At 66.0% G+C, this 17930-nt stretch carries 18 protein-coding genes; 5 read left to right on the top strand and 13 right to left on the bottom strand.

Annotated elements, in window-relative coordinates; all coding sequences use genetic code 11:
- Nucleotides 1–25: 25 nt before the first annotated feature.
- From ACNQOP_RS05710 to ACNQOP_RS05720, 3 genes are read right to left on the bottom strand one after another with little or no spacing between them, the layout of a single operon-like run.
- A complete protein-coding gene (locus tag ACNQOP_RS05710; RefSeq protein ID WP_284987207.1) occupies nt 26–622 on the bottom strand; it encodes a DUF3618 domain-containing protein in 597 nt (198 codons plus the stop codon).
- Nucleotides 619–1053 carry a phage holin family protein gene (locus ACNQOP_RS05715; protein ID WP_257370053.1) on the bottom strand — a complete coding sequence of 145 codons (435 nt, stop codon included), beginning with the start codon at nt 1051–1053 and terminating at the stop codon, nt 619–621. The genes ACNQOP_RS05710 and ACNQOP_RS05715 overlap by 4 nt, the downstream gene beginning before the upstream one ends.
- Nucleotides 1050–2018, bottom strand: a complete 969-nt coding sequence (locus ACNQOP_RS05720; protein ID WP_416403624.1) for a hypothetical protein — start codon at nt 2016–2018, stop codon at nt 1050–1052. The genes ACNQOP_RS05715 and ACNQOP_RS05720 overlap by 4 nt, the downstream gene beginning before the upstream one ends.
- Nucleotides 2019–2200: 182 nt before the next feature.
- Here ACNQOP_RS05720 and ACNQOP_RS05725 point away from each other — a divergent pair, with 182 nt between their 5' ends.
- Nucleotides 2201–3283: an FUSC family protein gene (locus ACNQOP_RS05725; protein ID WP_257370051.1), complete on the top strand. Its 1083-nt coding sequence runs from the start codon at nt 2201–2203 to the stop codon at nt 3281–3283.
- Nucleotide 3284: 1 nt separating this feature from the next.
- Here ACNQOP_RS05725 and ACNQOP_RS05730 read toward each other — a convergent pair whose 3' ends face one another.
- Both ACNQOP_RS05730 and rfaE2 read right to left on the bottom strand, forming a co-directional pair.
- Nucleotides 3285–4319, bottom strand: a complete 1035-nt coding sequence (locus ACNQOP_RS05730) for an NAD-dependent epimerase/dehydratase family protein (RefSeq protein WP_416403625.1) — start codon at nt 4317–4319, stop codon at nt 3285–3287.
- 10 nt (nt 4320–4329) lie between these two features.
- Nucleotides 4330–5850: a D-glycero-beta-D-manno-heptose 1-phosphate adenylyltransferase gene (rfaE2, locus tag ACNQOP_RS05735; protein WP_416403626.1), complete on the bottom strand. Its 1521-nt coding sequence runs from the start codon at nt 5848–5850 to the stop codon at nt 4330–4332.
- A 111-nt stretch (nt 5851–5961) separates the two neighbouring features.
- Between rfaE2 and ACNQOP_RS05740 the strand changes: the two genes are divergently transcribed.
- Nucleotides 5962–7125, top strand: a complete 1164-nt coding sequence (locus ACNQOP_RS05740) for a glycosyltransferase family 9 protein (RefSeq protein ID WP_416403627.1) — start codon at nt 5962–5964, stop codon at nt 7123–7125.
- Here ACNQOP_RS05740 and ACNQOP_RS05745 read toward each other — a convergent pair.
- The 7 genes from ACNQOP_RS05745 to ACNQOP_RS05775 are packed head-to-tail and all read right to left on the bottom strand — an operon-like array spanning nt 7094 to nt 13852.
- Nucleotides 7094–7789, bottom strand: coding sequence for an SDR family oxidoreductase (locus ACNQOP_RS05745; protein WP_235517991.1), 696 nt, complete (start codon nt 7787–7789; stop codon nt 7094–7096). The genes ACNQOP_RS05740 and ACNQOP_RS05745 overlap by 32 nt on opposite strands.
- A 32-nt stretch (nt 7790–7821) precedes the next feature.
- The gene (locus tag ACNQOP_RS05750) at nt 7822–9222 is read right to left on the bottom strand and encodes a PfkB family carbohydrate kinase (RefSeq protein WP_416403628.1); all 1401 of its coding nucleotides are present in this window, start codon (nt 9220–9222) and stop codon (nt 7822–7824) included.
- A complete protein-coding gene (locus ACNQOP_RS05755; protein ID WP_416403629.1) occupies nt 9219–9893 on the bottom strand; it encodes a D-sedoheptulose-7-phosphate isomerase in 675 nt (224 codons plus the stop codon). The genes ACNQOP_RS05750 and ACNQOP_RS05755 overlap by 4 nt, the downstream gene beginning before the upstream one ends.
- Nucleotides 9890–11158 carry a glycosyltransferase gene (locus ACNQOP_RS05760; RefSeq protein ID WP_416403630.1) on the bottom strand — a complete coding sequence of 423 codons (1269 nt, stop codon included), beginning with the start codon at nt 11156–11158 and terminating at the stop codon, nt 9890–9892. Before ACNQOP_RS05760 ends, ACNQOP_RS05755 begins: the two co-directional genes overlap by 4 nt.
- Nucleotides 11155–12216 (bottom strand): glycosyltransferase, encoded by a 1062-nt coding sequence (locus ACNQOP_RS05765; protein ID WP_416403631.1) that lies wholly within the window; start codon nt 12214–12216, stop codon nt 11155–11157. The genes ACNQOP_RS05760 and ACNQOP_RS05765 overlap by 4 nt, the downstream gene beginning before the upstream one ends.
- A complete protein-coding gene (locus tag ACNQOP_RS05770; RefSeq protein WP_416403632.1) occupies nt 12213–13301 on the bottom strand; it encodes a glycosyltransferase family 9 protein in 1089 nt (362 codons plus the stop codon). Before ACNQOP_RS05770 ends, ACNQOP_RS05765 begins: the two co-directional genes overlap by 4 nt.
- Nucleotides 13298–13852: a D-glycero-alpha-D-manno-heptose-1,7-bisphosphate 7-phosphatase gene (locus ACNQOP_RS05775; RefSeq protein WP_416403633.1), complete on the bottom strand. Its 555-nt coding sequence runs from the start codon at nt 13850–13852 to the stop codon at nt 13298–13300. The genes ACNQOP_RS05770 and ACNQOP_RS05775 overlap by 4 nt, the downstream gene beginning before the upstream one ends.
- Nucleotides 13853–13938: 86 nt before the next feature.
- Here ACNQOP_RS05775 and ACNQOP_RS05780 point away from each other — a divergent pair, with 86 nt between their 5' ends.
- On the top strand, nt 13939–14889 hold the full coding sequence (locus tag ACNQOP_RS05780; protein ID WP_416403634.1) for a glycosyltransferase family 9 protein: 951 nt from the start codon (nt 13939–13941) through the stop codon (nt 14887–14889).
- A gap of 18 nt (nt 14890–14907) precedes the next feature.
- Here ACNQOP_RS05780 and ACNQOP_RS05785 read toward each other — a convergent pair whose 3' ends face one another.
- Complete coding sequence (locus ACNQOP_RS05785; RefSeq protein WP_257370041.1) at nt 14908–15681, bottom strand: sigma-70 family RNA polymerase sigma factor; 774 nt, start codon at nt 15679–15681, stop codon at nt 14908–14910.
- Nucleotides 15682–15820: 139 nt separating this feature from the next.
- Here ACNQOP_RS05785 and ACNQOP_RS05790 point away from each other — a divergent pair, with 139 nt between their 5' ends.
- Nucleotides 15821–16561, top strand: a complete 741-nt coding sequence (locus ACNQOP_RS05790) for a GAF and ANTAR domain-containing protein (protein WP_257370040.1) — start codon at nt 15821–15823, stop codon at nt 16559–16561.
- A 645-nt stretch (nt 16562–17206) separates the two neighbouring features.
- Nucleotides 17207–17791, top strand: coding sequence for a hypothetical protein (locus tag ACNQOP_RS05795; protein WP_416403635.1), 585 nt, complete (start codon nt 17207–17209; stop codon nt 17789–17791).
- Nucleotides 17792–17930 lie beyond the last annotated feature (139 nt).

Raw genomic sequence — 17930 nt, forward strand, 5'->3', positions numbered from 1 at the left:
TCACTCGCTTGGCTAAATCAGCGGACTACTGGTTGCTGATGTTGTCCTTTGCTGCGGTGGCGCGGTCCTGAACGTCGGCGGCCGCGGCCTGCCCTTCGTCCTTGACGTTTGCCGCTGCTTCGGTGGCGCTGTCCTTGACGTTCTGCATCGCGTCCTGGGCAGGTTCCTTGAGGTGCTCGGCCACTTCCTGCGCAGCGTGGCTCAATTCATCGGTGAGCGGCTGGGCCGCGTCCTTAAGGGCGTGGGCGGCTTCGCGTTCCTTCTCCGACGGCGGGAACAGCGCTGACACCAAGAGGCCTGCACCGAAGGCGATGAGCCCCGCGGCGATCGGGCTGCCTTGGGCCTTGCTCTTCAGCACCTGCGGTGCGTCGCCCAGATCCGAGACGGCACCGGAGACATTGTCAGCGACGCCTGAAACGGCATCCCCGGCCCGGTGCGCGACGTTGCCTGCAGCATCAGAGACGTCGTCGCGGGCACCGAACACGGCCGTCTTCATCCTGTCCACCCGGCGGTTGACGATGTGCGACGGGGTGACCTTATCCGCCACGGCGTCAACGTTGGTGCTCAGCCGCCGGCGAGTTTCTTCGATATCGGCGCGCAGGGCGTCGGGGTTCTGCGTCATCGTGTCTCCTCAGTGTTCGGTTTCAAAGCGGGGGGTATTTCCTTGACGGTTTCGGCCGTACGCGGCATGCCGTTGATGGTCTTCAGTTCCTTGCGGCCCATGGAGGCCAGCACGGCAGCGACGATTCCCCAGATAACCGCCACAACAACGGCGGACCATCCGAGGCCAATGAGCTGGCCCAAAGCCCACCAGAGGGCAATGGACAGGAAAAGTACGGTGATGTGGCCGGCGTAAGCTGCACCGCCCAGCATTCCCGCGCCCTTGCCAGCCTTGGTGGCGGACTCCTTGAGTTCCGCCTTGGCCAGCTCCACTTCCTGGCGCATCAACGTGGAAACGTCGCGCGTCAGGTCGCTCAACAGCTCGCCCAGGGGAAGGGTTTCAGCCTTCTCGTGCGCGGTTGTTGTGGGAGGCAGGTCGGCAGGACTACTCATCGGTGACCTCCGTACTGGGGATCGTCGGGGCGCTCAAGGCCGTCGGGATCAAGGGGGCCAGCCAGCGGGTCGCCCTGCGCCTTGACGCCGCCGGCGTCGGTCTCCGGGTAGGGAAGCGTGGATCCGTCGTAGCCGCCCGTGGTTCCAGCGTCGTATCCCGTGGTTCCGGCGTCGTATCCGGTGGTGGTGGCCGAACCGTATCCCGCGGTGGTAGTGGTGGGTCCCGGCAGGTCAACGGCCGGCGGGGTAACGGCGCCGCCCTGGGAGGGCACGCCCTGGGTGGGGTAATACGCAGCCCGCGGCGTCCCGGCAGCAGCAGTGCCGCTGGTTGAGGCGGATTCGGTGGCGTCGCCTGCCATGCCACGACCCAGACGACCGGCGAGGACACCGGCTCCGGCGGCCAGCAACAGGAAGGTTCCGGGCTTGCGGCGTGCGAAGCCCTTGACTTCGTCCAGCAGGGAACCGGGATCCCGGCTCTCCAGCCAGTGGGCAATCGAGGACGAACGCTGGGCCGCCTGCTGGACCAAGTCCGTGGCGACACCACCGTTATTCGTCGAATTGGCCATGGTGGACAGTTCGTCGGAGATGGAGCGCAGGCCTTCGGCAACGCGCTGCTGCTGGGCCTGTGCTTGGTCGGACAACTCGCCCTTGGTCTGGGTGAGCAGTTGCCGGGCGTTCACCTTGACCTCCTGGGCCACGTGGCCAGCCTCGGTCTTGGCGGTATCGACCACTCCACCGGCAGCATCACCGACGGCGCCGGCCACTCCTGCGGCTTCCTGCTTTGCAGCGTCAACCTTGCCGGAGTTGTCAGTTCCGGTGCCCGGAGCGCTGGTGGTGGTTCCTGCGGTGTCGAATTCCACGTCCGGCGAGTCCAGGTAGCTTCCGGTAAACGGTTCGGTACCCGCGGTGCCGCCGTTCCTTGGTGCCGCGAAGCTTCCGTCCTGCGGCGATTGGCTCTCAGTCATTGTCGCTCTCTTTCCACAGTTGGCAGGCTGCGGACAGCAGCCGGGATAGTAAGTATCGTTACTATCAATGGTTGTGTACCCGCTTGCCGCTGTTCTAATCGCGCAATTTTGAAAAGATGGTCGCATCACATGCAGCATGATCCCGCTCGACACTTCCAGGAATACCTGCGAACGTTGGACCGATGAGCCACATGCCCTACAGGCGGCGGCTGATCCCCGCGCTTCGGAAAACAATCACCAGGCACCGGCTCCTGTTCGCTGCCAAAACAGCGGTTGCAGCAGGTCTTGCCTGGTGGCTTGCCCCCTACATGCCCGGTCCTGCCGCGGCCTACCCCTACTACGCACCGTTGGGCGCACTGGTCAGCATGCACCCCACCGTGGCGGACTCCGCCAAACACGGGTTGCAGAGCCTCGCCGGGCTGGTCCTCGGGATCGGCATGGCTTTCGTTGTCACTTCCTTTGCCGAACCCAACTCCTTCTCCGTGGCATTGGTGGTAGGGCTGGGAGTGCTGATCGGAGGACTTCCACGCCTGGGATCGGGTTCGGACTGGATCCCCATGGCTGCACTGTTCGTGCTGGTGCTGGGCGGCTCGAACGCAGAGGGCTTCTCCTTCGGGTACGTCCTCCAAATGGCCCTGGGGGTGACGGTGGGATTCGCCGTGAACTGGTTGGTGATTCCCCCGCTGCACCTGGACGCGATCGACCCCGCCATCAGTGGGCACCAGGGCGCCCTCTCCCGGCAGCTCAAGGACATGGCCCGGGCCATGGAGGAATCGTGGCCACCCAACCATGAAGCGTGGGCCAGCAGGAGTGACGAGCTTTCCCTGACGGCCGCCGAAGTCCGGACTGCTGTCCACCAAGCCGAACTGAGTGCCAAGGCGAACCCACGCTCTCGCCGCTTGGCAACCCGTTTGCCTGGGGACCTGGCTGGTTTACGGACACTCGAACGGCTCACGTTCCACGTGCAGGACATCACCGACGTCCTTGCGAGCGCCATCTGGGAGAGGGACGCGGGGACGGTCATCCCCGACGCCGTGGTGGGCTACCTTTCGGACGCATTGGAGTCCACGGCCCTGGTCATTGACCATTGGCGGGACGGCGAATCGGATGAACTCGGCACTCTGTTGACGGAGGCGAAGGACTCGATATCCGCGCTGAGCGATGCAGTGGCCGAGGCCGCCGCGGGACAGTCACCGGTGAACGCACCGGCGTCGGTGGCCATGAGCCTGCGGCGGATCCTCACCGTGGTGTTGTCCGCCGAGTAAGTCAGCGGGGCTTGAGCGGCGGTGACGCTTTCCGACCCTTCCCCGTCCCCAGCCCGTCCAGCATTTCGGCCAGGGATTCCAGCGATGAATGCTTCGGCGACCAACCCAGCAGCCTGCGTGCGCGTCCCGTGTCCATGATGGGCGCGTTCGCGGCCATGTCCACCCAGCCGCCGTCGGTCGCCTGGAGGCGGAGCCGCCAACTGACCTCGACGACGGCGCGCAGCACCGGGAGCGGGAACGGCAGCAGCCGCCGGGCGTTGAAGGTCCATGCCAGGGCATTGGGGTCGATGACAGGCTCTGCGGCGATATTGAAGGCACCCTCCGCCCTGTGCTCGAGGACACGCCAGTAGGCGTCGGCGACGTCGGACGCATGCACCGCCTGGAACACCAGTTCCTCGGGCAGGGCCAGCAGGGGGAACCACGGTTTGGGAGGCACCAAGCGTGACAGGATCCGGCCCAGGAAGTACCGCCCTACCTCGCTCCCGGCTCCTGCACTGAAGGTCAATGCCGGACGAAGCCGGGCCACCACAATCTCCGGATTGTCCTTGGCGAAATCGTCCAACAGCCGCTCCTGCGCAGCCTTATCCACGCTGTAGTGCGACTTCGGAATCCCCGCCGCGGGCCAGCCCTCCTGGGTTCGCTGGTCCTTGGGAGCAGGCGAGTAAGCTCCCACCGAGGACGCACACACGATGTGCCGAACCCCGGCTTTCCGTGCCGCAGCCAAAACATGGGCCGTTCCGGCCACGTTGGTTTGCCGGAGCATTTCCCGGTGGTGGTTTGGCTGGATCAACCAGGCAAGGTGCACCACGGCATCCGCTCCGGACAATGCAGCATCCAAGGCCGGCTGGTCCACGGCGGCGCCGATGTCCAAGGTGCGCCAGTCGACGCCGCGGTACGGGGCAGCGTCCTGGTCAGGGTGGCGGCGGACCACGCCCACCAGTTCAAGATCGGCGCCTTCCTCGGAACGGGCCGCTTGTAGCCGCTTCAAGACTTCCGTACCGACGTGTCCGGTGGCTCCAGTGATCACAATGCGCATGGCGAATTCCTCAGGGTTGCGGGTTGTCGCCCGTGGAGCGGATGCGTTCCAGTACGGCCGTGGTGGAGTGCTCGGGCACGTAGTCCAGGATGGTCACGGTGCCGCCGCAACGTTCCACAGCCGCCGTTTCTGCCAACATTTCCGGCGTGTAGTCACCGCCTTTGGCATAGACGTCCGGCCGGAGGAGCTCGATCAATGGAATAGGCGTTGGAGTGTCGAAAACCGTTACGTGGTCCACGCAGCTGAGGGCAGCAATCACTGCGGCCCGGTCGGCTTCATGGTTGACGGGCCGGTCCGGTCCCTTGAGCTGCCGCACGGATGAGTCACTGTTCAGGGCGACCACCAGGACGTCCCCCAATTGCTTGGCCTGGTTGAGGTAGCGGGTGTGGCCACGGTGCAGGACGTCGAAGCAGCCGTTGGTCAGCACGATCCTGCGGCCCTCACGGCGATGCTCTTCAACATGCCGGGCCAACTCCCCTGCCGTCAGCGCTGTATCCGCGAACCCGCTCAGGTGATGCGTCAGTTCATCGGTGGTGCACACCGATGTCCCTGGCCGGTGGACCACGACGTCGGCAGCGGCCTGGGCAAGGTCGACGCTGGTGGTCAGCGGCAAACCGGCCGCCCGGGCCAGGGTCAAGGCAGCCACGAAGGTATCGCCCGCACCTGAGGCCTGCTTCTCGGCTTGCGGACGGGCCCAGGTCCGGTGGGTGGCAACCTCTTCGGTGTCGGGGCCGGACTTCACCGTCAGCGTCCCCTCCCGGTCCAGTGTCACGACGACGGCGGACGCACCGGAGGCGCGCAGGAGCTGCTCCGCATGTGCCTCCACGAAGGGGCAACGCGCGGCACCTCCCGGGAATTCGACGCCGAGCAACCGCGAGGCCTCCTGGGCATTCGGGGTAGCGAGGTGGGGCTTCAACCCTGCCCAGGCACCGGGATCGTGGGCATCAACAACCACCAGCCTGTCCTGGCGCTTGGCGGGTGCCAGCAGGCCAAGGAGCGCCGAGCGGACCGGCCCTGACAAGGCACCCGCCCCGTAATCGCACAGCACCACGGCCGCAGCGCCCTCAATGGCCTCGGGCACCAACGCGGCCATCACCTCGAGCCCTTCTACCGGCAACCCGGGGGCTGCGTCATCCAAGCGCAGCATCACTTGTCCCCCGCTGCTGACCCTGTATTTGGTGGTGGTGACCATCTCCGGATGTGACACGACGTGGGAAACGTCAACGCCGGCATCCTCCAGCTGCTCGAGGAGCTGGAGGCCCGCGGCGTCCTCTCCCACAACGGAGACGAACCGTACTTCCGCTCCCATCGCCGCCAGGTTCATGGCTGTGTTGGCGGCCCCTCCGGGCGCAAAGTCGCGGCGCTGCACCTGGACCACCGGGGCGGGCGCTTCGCGGCAGAACCGTTCAATGGTTCCATCCCACCAGCCGTCCAGGATGGAGTCGCCGATGACTGTCACAACAGGACGTTCCTGGGCCAAGCGGGCTGGCAACCAGTCAGCCAGGCCTTCTTGATTGGAGAGGCGTGCCATGGGGTACCTTCCGGTTGGATGACAGTTTCCTGTTCCCGACAGGTACCCCGCGGCACGGGCTTTACACGCCGGCCTTGGAGTTTCCGCTATTGACGACGAAGGGAAGTTCTCATGGCCACGGCTCCCACACCCGGAATCGGACCGGTGTTGGAAAAATTCGGCGACGTCAGGCGGATTGCCGTCCTCAGGGGTGGCGGCTTGGGGGACCTGATTTATACCTACCCGGCCCTGTATGCCCTGAACATTGCCTACCCGGATGCCACCATCACACTCCTGGGGACGCCTGTCCATGCCGCAGTCGCGGGCGCAACCACGGGGCCGGTGGACGACGTCGTGATGTTGCCTGTGGCGCGCGGCGTCCACGACGGTCCCCGCAACGGCGAGCGGTTCGACGACGACGCTGAAGACGTTGCCGCCCAGGAACAATTCTTTGAGGCAATGCGCGCAGAAGCGTTTGACCTGGCCGTCCAGATGCACGGAGGTGGACGGTTTTCCAATCCTTTCCTGCTCAAGCTGGGCGCGCGGCACACCGTCGGCACGCGCACCAAGGATGCCCAGCCCCTGGAGCGGAACCTCGATTACGTCTACTACCAGAACGAACCGGACCGATGGCTGGAAGTGGCGGGCCTCGCCGGGGCACCCACCGTGGTCCCACCGCCGCTGCAGCCGCACCCGGACCACCGGCAGGACGTTGCCGGCCTGCGGGACCCAGCCCGGAGTTCCTTGGTGGTTATCCACCCGGGTGCCACCGATCCCCGGCGTCGTTGGCCGGCGTCGAACTTTGCCGATGCCGCTGCCGCCTTGGCGGCCGAAGGTGCGCAGGTGCTGGTGGTGGGCGACCGCTCAGAGAAGGCTTTGGCCCAGGAAGTCGCGGAGCTGGCGGTTCGCCAACTCCCGGCGACGGACCGGCAGGCACTGCGGTCAGTGGCCGGCGAATTGGGCATCGGTGAATTGGCGGCGCTCCTGGCCGAAGCAACGGTGATGCTTGCCAGCGACAGCGGTCCGCGGCATCTGGCGCAGGCCGTGGGCACCCCGACCGTTGGCATCTATTGGGTGGGCAACGCGTTCAATGCCGCACCGCGGGGACGAGGCCTGCACCGCGTCCACATGTCGTGGGTGACCCACTGCCCACGCTGCGGCGCGGATGTAACGCAAGTGGGCTGGACCGCGCCGCACTGCGGCCACGACGACACCCTGATTAGGGGCATCGCCGTGGCCGATGTTGTTCAGGACGTGTTGGACCTTACGGCCACGAGCCTTCTTCTGCGGGGGTAATCAGGAGTTCGCGCACCTCACTGCCGAACGGCTGCGAGAGTGCGAACACCACTGCCTGGGCCACGTTGGCCGGGTCATTGAGCTTGGAGTCGTCCTGCGGCTTGTACTGTTCGTCCCGATCGTCGAAGAAGTGGGTCTTCATGCCGCCCGGGATGATGGTGGTGACGCCAATGACTCCCCCGGTCTCCGCTGCGAGCGCCCGGCTGAAACCGATCACGCCGAACTTCGAAGCACAGTAGGCGGTGGCGTCCGGCAAGGCCCTGAGGCCCAGCGTCGACGCGATGGTGATCGCGCGGCCACGGGATCCCTTGAGGTAAGGCAGGGCCGCACGGATGGTGGAAACGGTACCCAGGAGGTTCACTCCAATAACCTTTTCCCATTCCTCCGCAGCGACGTCGCCCAGCTTCCCGCAACGATCGATCCCTGCCGCGGTGACCACCCCGTCCAGGCCGCCCAGGCTGTCGGCGGCTTCCTTAACGGCAGCTTCCACTGCTTCGCGGTTGGAAACGTCCACTTCCAGGGCTTTGGCACCCGAGACGTTGCTGACGTCGCGGTCGAAGACGAACGGCGTACCGCCGGCGTCCCGGATGGCTTCCACGATTGCTGCTCCCAGGCCGGAGCCGCCTCCAGTGACGATGACGCGGCCAGGTGTTTGCGTGTTCATGCGGTTCCTTTCGTTGATTTCCAACTCGTGGGTCAGCTGACTTTGGCCAGTGCTGCAGCCAGGCCGCTGGTGGAGCGTGCCGGGTGGAAGGGCACAGTGACGCAGCGCCCTCCCCAGCCCGCGACAAGGCGGGCCTCCGGCAGTTCGTCGGGTTCGTAGTCGCCGCCCTTGACCCAGATGTCGGGCCGGATCCCCTGGAGGCAGGCCTCGGGGGTGTCTTCGTCGAAGACCACTACGGCGTCGACGCATTCAAGTGCAAGGAGCAACTCCGCGCGGTCCTCGACGCTGACGATGGGGCGGTGTGCACCCTTGAGCCGGCTGACGGATTCGTCGGAGTTGAGGCAGACAATCAAGCAGTCGCCCATGTTCCGGGCGGCTGCCAAAGTACGGGCGTGACCGGCGTGGAGCAGGTCGAAACAGCCGCCGGTTGCCACCACCGTTCCGCCCGCGTCCCGGATGGATTGGGCGAGTTGGACGCCGTCGCGGATGTGGCTGTCAGGGCGTATCGGTTCGACGTTGTTAAGTCCGACGGCGGCACTCACCGCGGGCGCTTCAGGCAGCGCCGCCGCGCCTCCCTTGGCGAGGAAGGCCGACGCATCCTCCACGGCCCTCGCGGCGGCTTCCTGCAGTTCGAGCCCCAGGCCCAGGTACACGGCCAGGCTTCCCGCGAGCCGGTCCCCTGCACCGCACGGATCGCTCACCGATGTCCTGGGCGCGGGGATGTCCACCGTTCCACCGGATGTTTCGACCAACACCGCCCCGTCTTCGCCCCTGGTCACCAACACGGCATTGCTCTGCCATTTTTCCCGCAGGTGCTCGGCGGCTTCGCCGGCACCGGTCCGTGAGGGGTTCAGTCCCCCCGCTTTGGCGGACGCGAGCGCTTCGGCCAGGTTCGGGGTTACGACGGCGACTCCGGGCACGGGTTCCGAACCGGCAGGATGCGGGTCCCACACCACCGGGAGGCGGCCGACAACCTCCGCCAAGGCCGCCCGAATCCCTGGGTTGGCGGTGATTCCACGGCCATAGTCCGCCACGACCACCGCATCGGCGGAAGTGATCGCCGCGAGCATTGCAGGGGTGCTGGACGGAACGGGGGCCGGCGCACACCCTTCGTCGAAACGGACCATCGGGTGGCTCCCGATCCGCACACGGGTCTTGGTGGGGGTAGGGGCCAGCGGGTCGCCGGCGAGCACCGACACGCCGGCCAGTGCGCGCCTGAGGTGGCTTGCGCCGTCGTCGTCCGATACCGCGGTGACCAGCGTGACGTCGTGGCCGTCCCCGGCAAGGACGGTGGCCACCAGGCCGGCTCCGCCCGCACGGCGCCGGATGCCCGCGACGTCCACCACGGGCACCGGGGCGTCAGGGCTGAGCCGGGTGGCGGCACCATTGATGTCCACGTCGAGGAGGACGTCGCCTACCACCGTGATCCTCATGGCTGGCCGCCCGTGTAGGGGCCGGACCGCCGTGCGATCTCGGCGTCGAAGGCCCGGCAGACGGCGTGCACCGCGATCAGGTGGCCTTCCTGCGCGTTCGCGGCGATCGCGTCCACGGTGATGGCCTGGTCGCAGGCGTCGGCGAGCGGATTGGGGCCGGTTCCGGTAAGGGCCCAGGTGGTGATGCCGCGTTCCTTGGCAGCGCGCACCGCTTTGAGCAGGTTGGGGCTGCGGCCGCTGGTGGACAGGAGGACCAGGATGTCGCCCGCACGGCCGTGGGCCCTGACCTGGCGGGCAAACACTTCCTCGTAGCCGTAGTCGTTGGAGAGCGCGGTGACAGCAGAGGACTCGGCGTGGAGGGAGATGGCAGAGAAAGGGGCCCGCTCGTCGTCGAACCTGCCAACAAGCTCAGCTGTGAGGTGCTGCGCTTCGGCAGCTGATCCGCCGTTGCCCGCAGCCAGCAGCCGCTGGCCCGACAACAGCCGGTTGGCGAGTTCGGTACCCCATTCGCACAACCGCCCTGATTGCGAGCGCAGGGATTCAAGCGCGGGCAGGACGTTGTCCAGGTGCGTTGTCACAGCTTTCTGGTGGGTGGGCCCGCCGGTTTCGGGAGTCCACCGTGCCGGGGCTGACACAGGGCTTTTGATGGTCACAGGGCTGTTGATGGTCACAGGGCCGTTCCTTCCAGTGATTCCACACCATCGCCTGCTTGCCGGGAGAGGCCGGCAGCCAGGACGGATCGGTAGGCTTTCTCGGTGTCCGCGGCGATCCTGTCCCAGGTGTAGCGCGAGCGGGCGCGGCGGGCGCCGGCTCGCCCCATTTCGGTGCGAAGGGCAGGATCGGCGAGTAGTTTCCCCAGTGCTTCGGCTATCGCTTCCGGGTCCCGCGGCGGAACATGCAGCCCCGTTTTTTGGTCGACGACGGTCTCCCGGAGTCCGCCCACGGCGGCCGCGACCACGGGCACCCCGCAGGCCATGGCCTCGAGCGGCACGATCCCGAACGGCTCATACCAGGGGGTGCACACCACGGCGTCGGCGCTGCGGAAAATACCCGGCATCGCGTCCCTGGGGACCTGTCCGCGCATGGTCACCTTGTCTTCGACACCGAGTTCCTTGGCCAGGGCATGGAGGCGCTGCGCTTCGGGGTCTTCCTCCAGGGTGAGCGCGTCACCGGAACCGCCCACAATCAGCAACTCCACATCGTTGAAGCCTGCGTCCGCCAGGAGAGGGAGTGCGCGGATGATCAGGTCCACCCCCTTGCGTTCCACGAGGCGTCCCACGCTCAGGATCCGACGCGTGCGCGAGGTGGGTTCGGCGTCGGACGTTCCGGGGAACAGCGTCAGGTCCACGCCGCAGGGGGCAATGGAGATTTTGGATCGGCTGATACCCAGGGCCTTGAGTTCGAAGACTTCATCGGGGCAAGTGGCGATGACCCAGTCTGCGGTGCGGCCCACCCACGGCTCCAACCAGGCCCGGGCCGGTGGGCTGGTGTCCGCGGAGCCCTGGTGGCGGCGCTTCACCGAACCAAGGGCGTGGAAGGTCTGGACCACGGGCACGGGATCAGCGGCCCCGGCACGTCTGGACGCCTGGATCGCGGCCAGTCCGGACATCCAGAAGTGCGCGTGCACGACATCCGGGAGGTCCTCGCCCCAGTCCGCACAAATCCCGTCCGCCAGCTCACCCATGAACGGCAGGAGCTCGTCTTTGGGGATGCGCCGGGCGGGCCCCGCATCGACGTGCACCACAGTGAGTCCAGGCCCCACCTGCACCTTCGCCGGCAGATCGGGGTCATCACGTCGCGTGTAGACCGTGACGTGGTGGCCGCGGGTAGCCAGGCTGGAAGAGAGCGCCGCTACGTGGACGTTTTGTCCACCGGCGTCGACACCTCCCAGGGCGGCCAGCGGACTGGCGTGTTCGGAGACCATGGAGATTTTCATGGGTGCATCCTCTCGGTGTCATGGCTGGCCTGGGTGTGGTGGCTGCGCGGTATGAGCCCGGTTTGCGGGCGCTGTCCATGCTTGGCGGGAAGATCGGCGAGGAGCTCGTCCCAGGCCCGGAGGAATTTGCCCAGTCCGTAGCGTTCAAGTGCTGCCTGGCGGGCCCTCAAACCGATCGCGTAGGCGTCGTCCGGGTCGTCCAGGAGGCGCCGGGCGAACTTTTGGAGATCGTCGACGTCGTTGGACACCAGGCCGGTACCGTGCGGGACTGCCCGGGCTGCTTCGGTGGTGGCGAGCGCAACGACCGGCATGCCCAGGTGCATGGCCTCCAACAGGGCAAGTCCCAGCGAGGTCCATCGCAGCGGGTGCAGGTAGAGACGGCATCTGGCCAGTTCCCGGTGGAGGCGGGCGGCTGGAAGGTCACCCGAGATCCTGAGTCGATCCCCGCCCAGGCCGTGGCTGCCGAGGTCCAAAGCGGACGGCAACGCTTCCGTGCCCATCCCGAAGACCCTCAGGGGTCCAACCCGGGCGAATCCCGGAAGCAAATCCGTGCCGGTGACCCGTCCACGCCGGACGGGCTCGTTGACCACCACGCCCATCTCCTCCCGCACACCGGTGTAGAGGTGCCCCGGATCCGGAATCCCGTGCTCGATCACTGCAGTGGGGGCCGAGCCCGTATCCCAGAAGAGCTGGTTGAAATGGGTCACGTGGACCACAGGGATGCTTCCCTGGTCGGCAAGTGGATGGAGCGAAAAGGGGACATCGCCCTTGGGGGTGTTGTGTTCCAGGTAGACCGCAGGAACGTCCACCCCCGGGCGGCGGCGCAGGGCCTTGGTGACGGCTGCGATTTCCTCCGGCCGTTGCAGGACCACGGCGTCCACACTGTCCGGGTCCAGCGTGCGCAGGTCCACTTCCTTGGCGGCGACCGGCCAGTCACGTCCCCCTCGCCCCAAACCCCAAGGGCCGCCGTCGGGCAACGCCGGCAGGAGGTATTCGTGCCGGCCCCGGACGAACGCTTCCATCCAGCCGCCGTGGACGTGCCACACCAGGATCCTCATGGTTTCCAGACCTTCCGTCGGGTGGAGAGCGACGACACGCCCCCCAGCAACCGTTCGACAGCCTCCAGGACCTGCTCCGGGGTGACCGAGCTCAAGCAAGGATGCCCCGGCACGGGGCAGGTACGGGCCCTGGTGTTCTTGCATGCGGCTTCCTGGTCGCCCAGCAACTCCATGGGTACGCCGTAGGGTGCCCAGCGGATCGCCGGAACCACCGGCGCGAACAGGCAAACCACCGGGGTGCCCACCGCGGCGGCCAGATGGGCGGGACCGGTATTGCCCGTAATAACGACGGCGGCGCCCGCGAGTACCGCTGCGAGCGTGCGGAGGTCGGTTGCGCCCCCGAGGTTCCTCGCCGAAGGCCCCGCGACCGTTGCCGTGAGCGATGTTTCGCCAGGTCCCCCCGTGACCACCACCCGGTGTCCGTAGGCTTGCAGGACTTCCACGGTTGCTGCGTTGTGCAGCGCAGGCCAGGCCCGGGCGGGGGCTGTCGCGCCGGGGTGGACCACAATGTACGGGCCTTCGCTGGCCAGTTCCTGAGCTGTTTTGTCCGGATCCGGGCCGGCCGTGATCCGCAGTTTGCCGTCGTCACCGTTGGGCAGGACATACCCTCCGGCATCGGCGAGCGCCAGGGCACGGACGGCTTCGGGCTGGTCCTCGGGGAAGTCCTCGCCTGGTTTGAGCCGGACGTCCAGCAGCGAACCGGCGTAGTCCGTGGAAGCCCCCGTGATCTTTCCGACCCCGGCCAAGCGGAGCAACAGCGCCAGCGGAAGCGGCGATTGGTGGAAGGAGGTGAGGATCAGGGCTTCCTCAATGCGGGAACTGCGGACGAACTCGATCAATGCGTTGGTGGTGTCTTCCGTGGCAGGGGGCGCGGGATTCACAATCCAGGGGCAGGCCCATGCGTGCACTTGGGTAACGCCGGGCAGCATCCCGCCCGCGCTTGCGCCTTCAGGTCCGCACAGCAGGACCACGTCATTCGGCCGGCTCCCATCGGGCCGGCTTCCGTTCGCCACAGCGCGCAGGGCAGGCCCGGAGAGGAGCACATCGCCCATGCTGTCCAGCCGGGCCACCAAAACCCGGCTCATACACGGGTGTCCTGTTCTTCAAGTGCCCCGGAGAGCACGAGGTCCACTGCTTGGCCCAAGTCCTCGGCAACAAAGCGGGCGGCGGCGATTTCTTCGTGCCGGGTCACGTCCGTTGGCACCAACACACTCCGGGCACCCGCTGCGGCGGCCGCTTCCATGTCTGCGCCGATGTCGCCAACGAAAGCGACTTCCTCCGGCAAGAGACCCAGCGTGCTGCAGGCTCCCAGAATCATGCCGGGGGCGGGCTTGCGGCAGTCGCATCCGTCCTTCGGGCCATGTGGGCAGATTTCCCACACATCGAACGGGCCCAGGAGTTCATCCACCCGCTGATTCACTGACATGACCTGGTCCAGGGTCACCAGTCCACGGGCCACGCCCGATTGGTTGGTTACCACTCCGGTGGCCAGTCCAGCCCGACGCACTCGTTCGAGGGCGGACAGGGCACCATCCATGGGCTGCACCAGCTTCGGGTCGCCGTTGTATGGCACGTCAACGACAAGTGTTCCATCGCGGTCAAACAGGACCGCCTTCAACGTTCCGGTTCCTCCCATACCCGCAACGTTCCCCAGTTCTCCGGACGCTAAACACTGCGGTCGCGAGAAGTTTCATGCCGCTAGACTCCTAGCGGGAGGCCTCCATGGACACTGTCGATAGCACCGAACAACCCTTGCTGCTCGCCCTGCGCGCCCTGAAGCTTGGCGACCTCCTGGTCGCTGTTCCGGCACTCCGGGGACTGCGGAGAGCATTCCCCGACCACCGGATCCTGTACGCCGCGCCGGCCTGGATCGCTGAAGCATTGGAGCTGGTTGGGGGTATCCACCACCTGCCCACGCCGGGGCTCGACGATCCCCTCACGGTCCCGCGGGGCGCGGTGGACATCGCCGTGAACCTGCATGGAAACGGGGCCGAGAGCCGCCTGCGGATCGATGAGTTGCAGGCCCGGCGGGTGATCGCCCATGAATCGCCCGGCCTTGAGGGGCCTCCTTGGTCCACCGGGTTACCCGAGCGGGAACGCTGGACCAGGCTGCTGAATTGGCATGGGATTGACGCCGATCCCCTGGACTTCCGGCTGCAGCGTCCCGCCGTTCCTTCGCCAAGTCCCGGCGCCACAGTGATCCATGTTGGCGCTGCGTACGGCAGCAGGCTGTGGCCGGTGGAGCGATTCGCCGACGTCGCGGTCCAACTCGCTGCGGCAGGGCACCGGATTGTCCTCACAGGCGGCACGTCAGAGCGCGGGCGCGCCGACGAGACGGCTGCCCTGGCCAAGCGCAAAGGAGCAAACCTCGACGACGGCCTGCTGGCTGGGCGGCAGGGGCTCGCAGAGTTTGCGGCCACCATCGCAGAGGCGCGCCTGGTGGTCTCCGCTGACACTGGGGCGGCACATCTTGCCTCTGCCTACGAGCGCCCGTCAGTGGTGTTGTTCGGTCCCGCGCCCGCGGAGGAATGGGGTCCGCCGCCGGGCCCGCACGTGGTGCTGACCGCCGTCGAACTTCGCCGCGGCGACGTCTTCTCCGCAGACCCCGACCCCGCACTCCTGGCGGTCAGCGTGCGCGATGTCCTGGACGCCGTGGAGCGTCTGGACTGCTAGCTGCCCGTGGTCGTGTAGCTAAAGGGCTGTTCCGTCCCGGAGCCGGACTTCGTCGTCCAAAAGTTTGGTTTGGAGCGAGACGAGGACCTTGGAAAGCTTGCGTGAAACCTGCATCTGGGACATTCCCAGTGCCTCCGCAATGGTGGACTGCGTCTCTTCGCGGTAGTAGCGCCGGTACAGCAGGTGGCGGTCCTCAGGCCTTAGGTCACGAATCGCATTCCGGAGAGCCAGCACATCCTCCAACCGGTCAGTGGGGCAGCCAAAAGCAGACAGGGAACCCTGCAACCCCTCACGGCCCTCCCCCGCGGGAGCGTCCAGGGAATCCGGACGCTTACTGGTGCCCGCCATCAGCGCTTCGCGCACCTGGCAGGGTTCCAGCCGGAGGTCCTCTGCGACTTCCTCCGGGGATGGCGTCCGTTGCAGCACCTGTGTCATTTCCTCCGTCCGGGCCAACACCTGGCGACGAACGTCCTGGATGGTGCGGGGTGGCCTGACAACCCAGCAATGGTCGCGGAGGTACCGCTTGACCTCGCCGGCAATGGTGGGGGCGGCATAGGCCGGAAAACTGACGCCCTTGGACTCGTCGTAGCCTCGGGAGGCCTTGATGAGGCCCATGTAGGCGACCTGCCTGACATCATCCAGGTCGTGGGTATGGGCGGAATACCTGGCCGCAATGGATTTGGCCAGATTGAGATGGTCCAGGACCAGGCTGTCCTGAAAACTTTGGCGGATGCTTCCTTCAGGGGCAACCGGAGGCCTGGTACTGACGTCGAAAGGTCGGGTTTGACGCATGGGCTTCAATCCTTTGACCGGATGAGGGGTGAGCCCACGGCAAGACTCCTTAAAAAGAGAAGCACACTTACTATTGGCTTTCAACGGGTGCCGGAGGTTAGTCTCGAAAGGTAGCCACCGCCACGGATCGGAGATACACATGGAAGACCCACAGCTCCTCGAGCCGAATTCCGTGGTGGCTGAGGTCCAGGACTTGCTGCTCGCCACTCCTGACGTCGAGGACTTTCTCCATGAGTTGGCCCGGCACTCAGCTGCCATGTTCAGCACTCCCGAAAAGGATGTGTATTGCGGCATCACCCTGATGCGGCAGCGCAACGCCGGCACAGTTGCCAGCAGCAGTGAACGCGCGCGCCAGCTCGACGAAATCCAATACTCCTTCGCGGACGGGCCCTGTCTTCACGCCTGCCGCGAGGCCACCCAGGTCCACATCCCGGATTTCGAGAAGGACAACACCTGGCCCGAGTACAACAAGGCCATCACAGACCACGGTGTCCGCGCCGTCCTGGCTGTTCCATTCCCCCTGTCCGAGGGGGTCGCCATGGCTGGCCTTAACCTCTACTCAGACCAGCCCCACGCCTTCGACCAAGCCGCCGTGCAGCGTGCCAACGACTACGTTCAACAGGCATCCAAGGGCCTCCAGCTCGCCGTGCTGATCGCGCAACACAGCCAAACCGCGGCCAACCTGAGGGCCGCCATGGAATCCCGGACGGTGATCGACGTGGCGACGGGCATCATCATCGCCCAGAACCGCTGCACACAGGTCGAGGCCATGGAACTCATCAAGAAAGCCTCCAGCAACCGGAACGTCAAGCTCCGTGTAGTGGCGCAGGCCATCGTTGATTCAGCCGGGGGCGGGCCGATCCAGACCGTGTTCCAGTAGTCTCCGGGCTTTCTGGCGCGGGCGCGGTCCCGGCCTTCTTCGCCACGCCCACCGTTCAACGGCGTGCCCGACCAACAAGGCCGGGAGGCCCACGCCCCCACCAGTCCTCCCCAGCTCCTGTTTTGCACATAGGGACATCAGGGTGGCCGGAAGAGTCGCTTTCTGCCTCAGTGTTTTCGTATGGACATTCCTTCCGGGCTCATCGAGACACCCGCAATCCTCCGCTCCGGAGGCAGAACCGACGCCGTGCACAGCAGCTTCATGGGCGGCAATCTTGTGAGGATCCGGCGCGGGTTCTACGTACCAACTTCCCAGTGGGTCGAGGCCAAGCCTTGGGACCGGTTCGCGTGGACCCTGGCGGCCGCCACCCGAGCTATACCTGGCCTCGTTCTTTGCCGCGAAACCGCTGCATTCGCCGCAGGGTTACCAATACTTCAGACGCCATCCCATGTGGAATGCTTGACGCCCCATCCGAGCCGATCCGGTAGCCGACGCCCCACTTTCTTAGCCCACCAAGCCGCTGATCATGATGGTCGCGTCGTAAGGGAAACTGGTTACCCGTTGCGGTATCACCTTGGCCAGGAAGGACATCGGGAAACCCACGGAGAATTTACCTGCACTGGACTTCTGCGAACAGTCCTTGATGTGGCCTTCTCCTCCAAACTGAGCCAGTCATTGGTAGTCACCGATGGCGCAGCCCGGAAGCTGTGGCTCCGCGGAGAATTGGAGCCCGGCGTCAGCCTCCTGGAGCACCAGGAGCTCGCCGCTGCCGTTCGCTCACACCCGCACGCGGCGGCCCGGCATCGTGCCGAACTCGCACTGGCCCTTTCGAACCCCTTGGTTGAGTCCGCCGGGGAGTCCTACAGCCGTGCAGCCTTACACTATCTGGGTTTTGAACAGCCCGAACTGCAGCACGGCTTCAGCGATCTTGATGGCTTCATAGGCCGGAGTGACTTCTGGTGGCCTGGTCCGGACGGAAGGAAGGGTGTAGTCGGGGAGTTCGATGGCAAGGGCAAATACACGGACGCCATGTTGAGAAGAGGTGGCAGTCCGGAGGAGACCCTCTACCAGGAAAAGATCCGCGAAGACCGTATCCGGGCACTGGGCTTTGCTTTCGTCCGATGGGGATGGTCGCATGTCCGGGATCCGGAACGGCTGCGCAGGAAACTCATCGCGGCCGGGTTGTCTCCCGCGGGAAAGTCCGCGCTACTGAGAACCGTTTCCACATGAACTGGTGCCCAATCCGGGCCTCATTGGCCTGCCGACCCGTACTCCGGCGGGATATTCGTACAAGGGCGGGATCCGGAGCCTGGAACGAGTATCCGGGCACAAAAAAGGAAGGGAAATATTCCCTTCCATATTCAATGTA

It is taken from the genome of Arthrobacter sp. LFS091, assembly GCF_047977885.1.
Classification (GTDB): Bacteria; Actinomycetota; Actinomycetes; order Actinomycetales; family Micrococcaceae; genus Arthrobacter.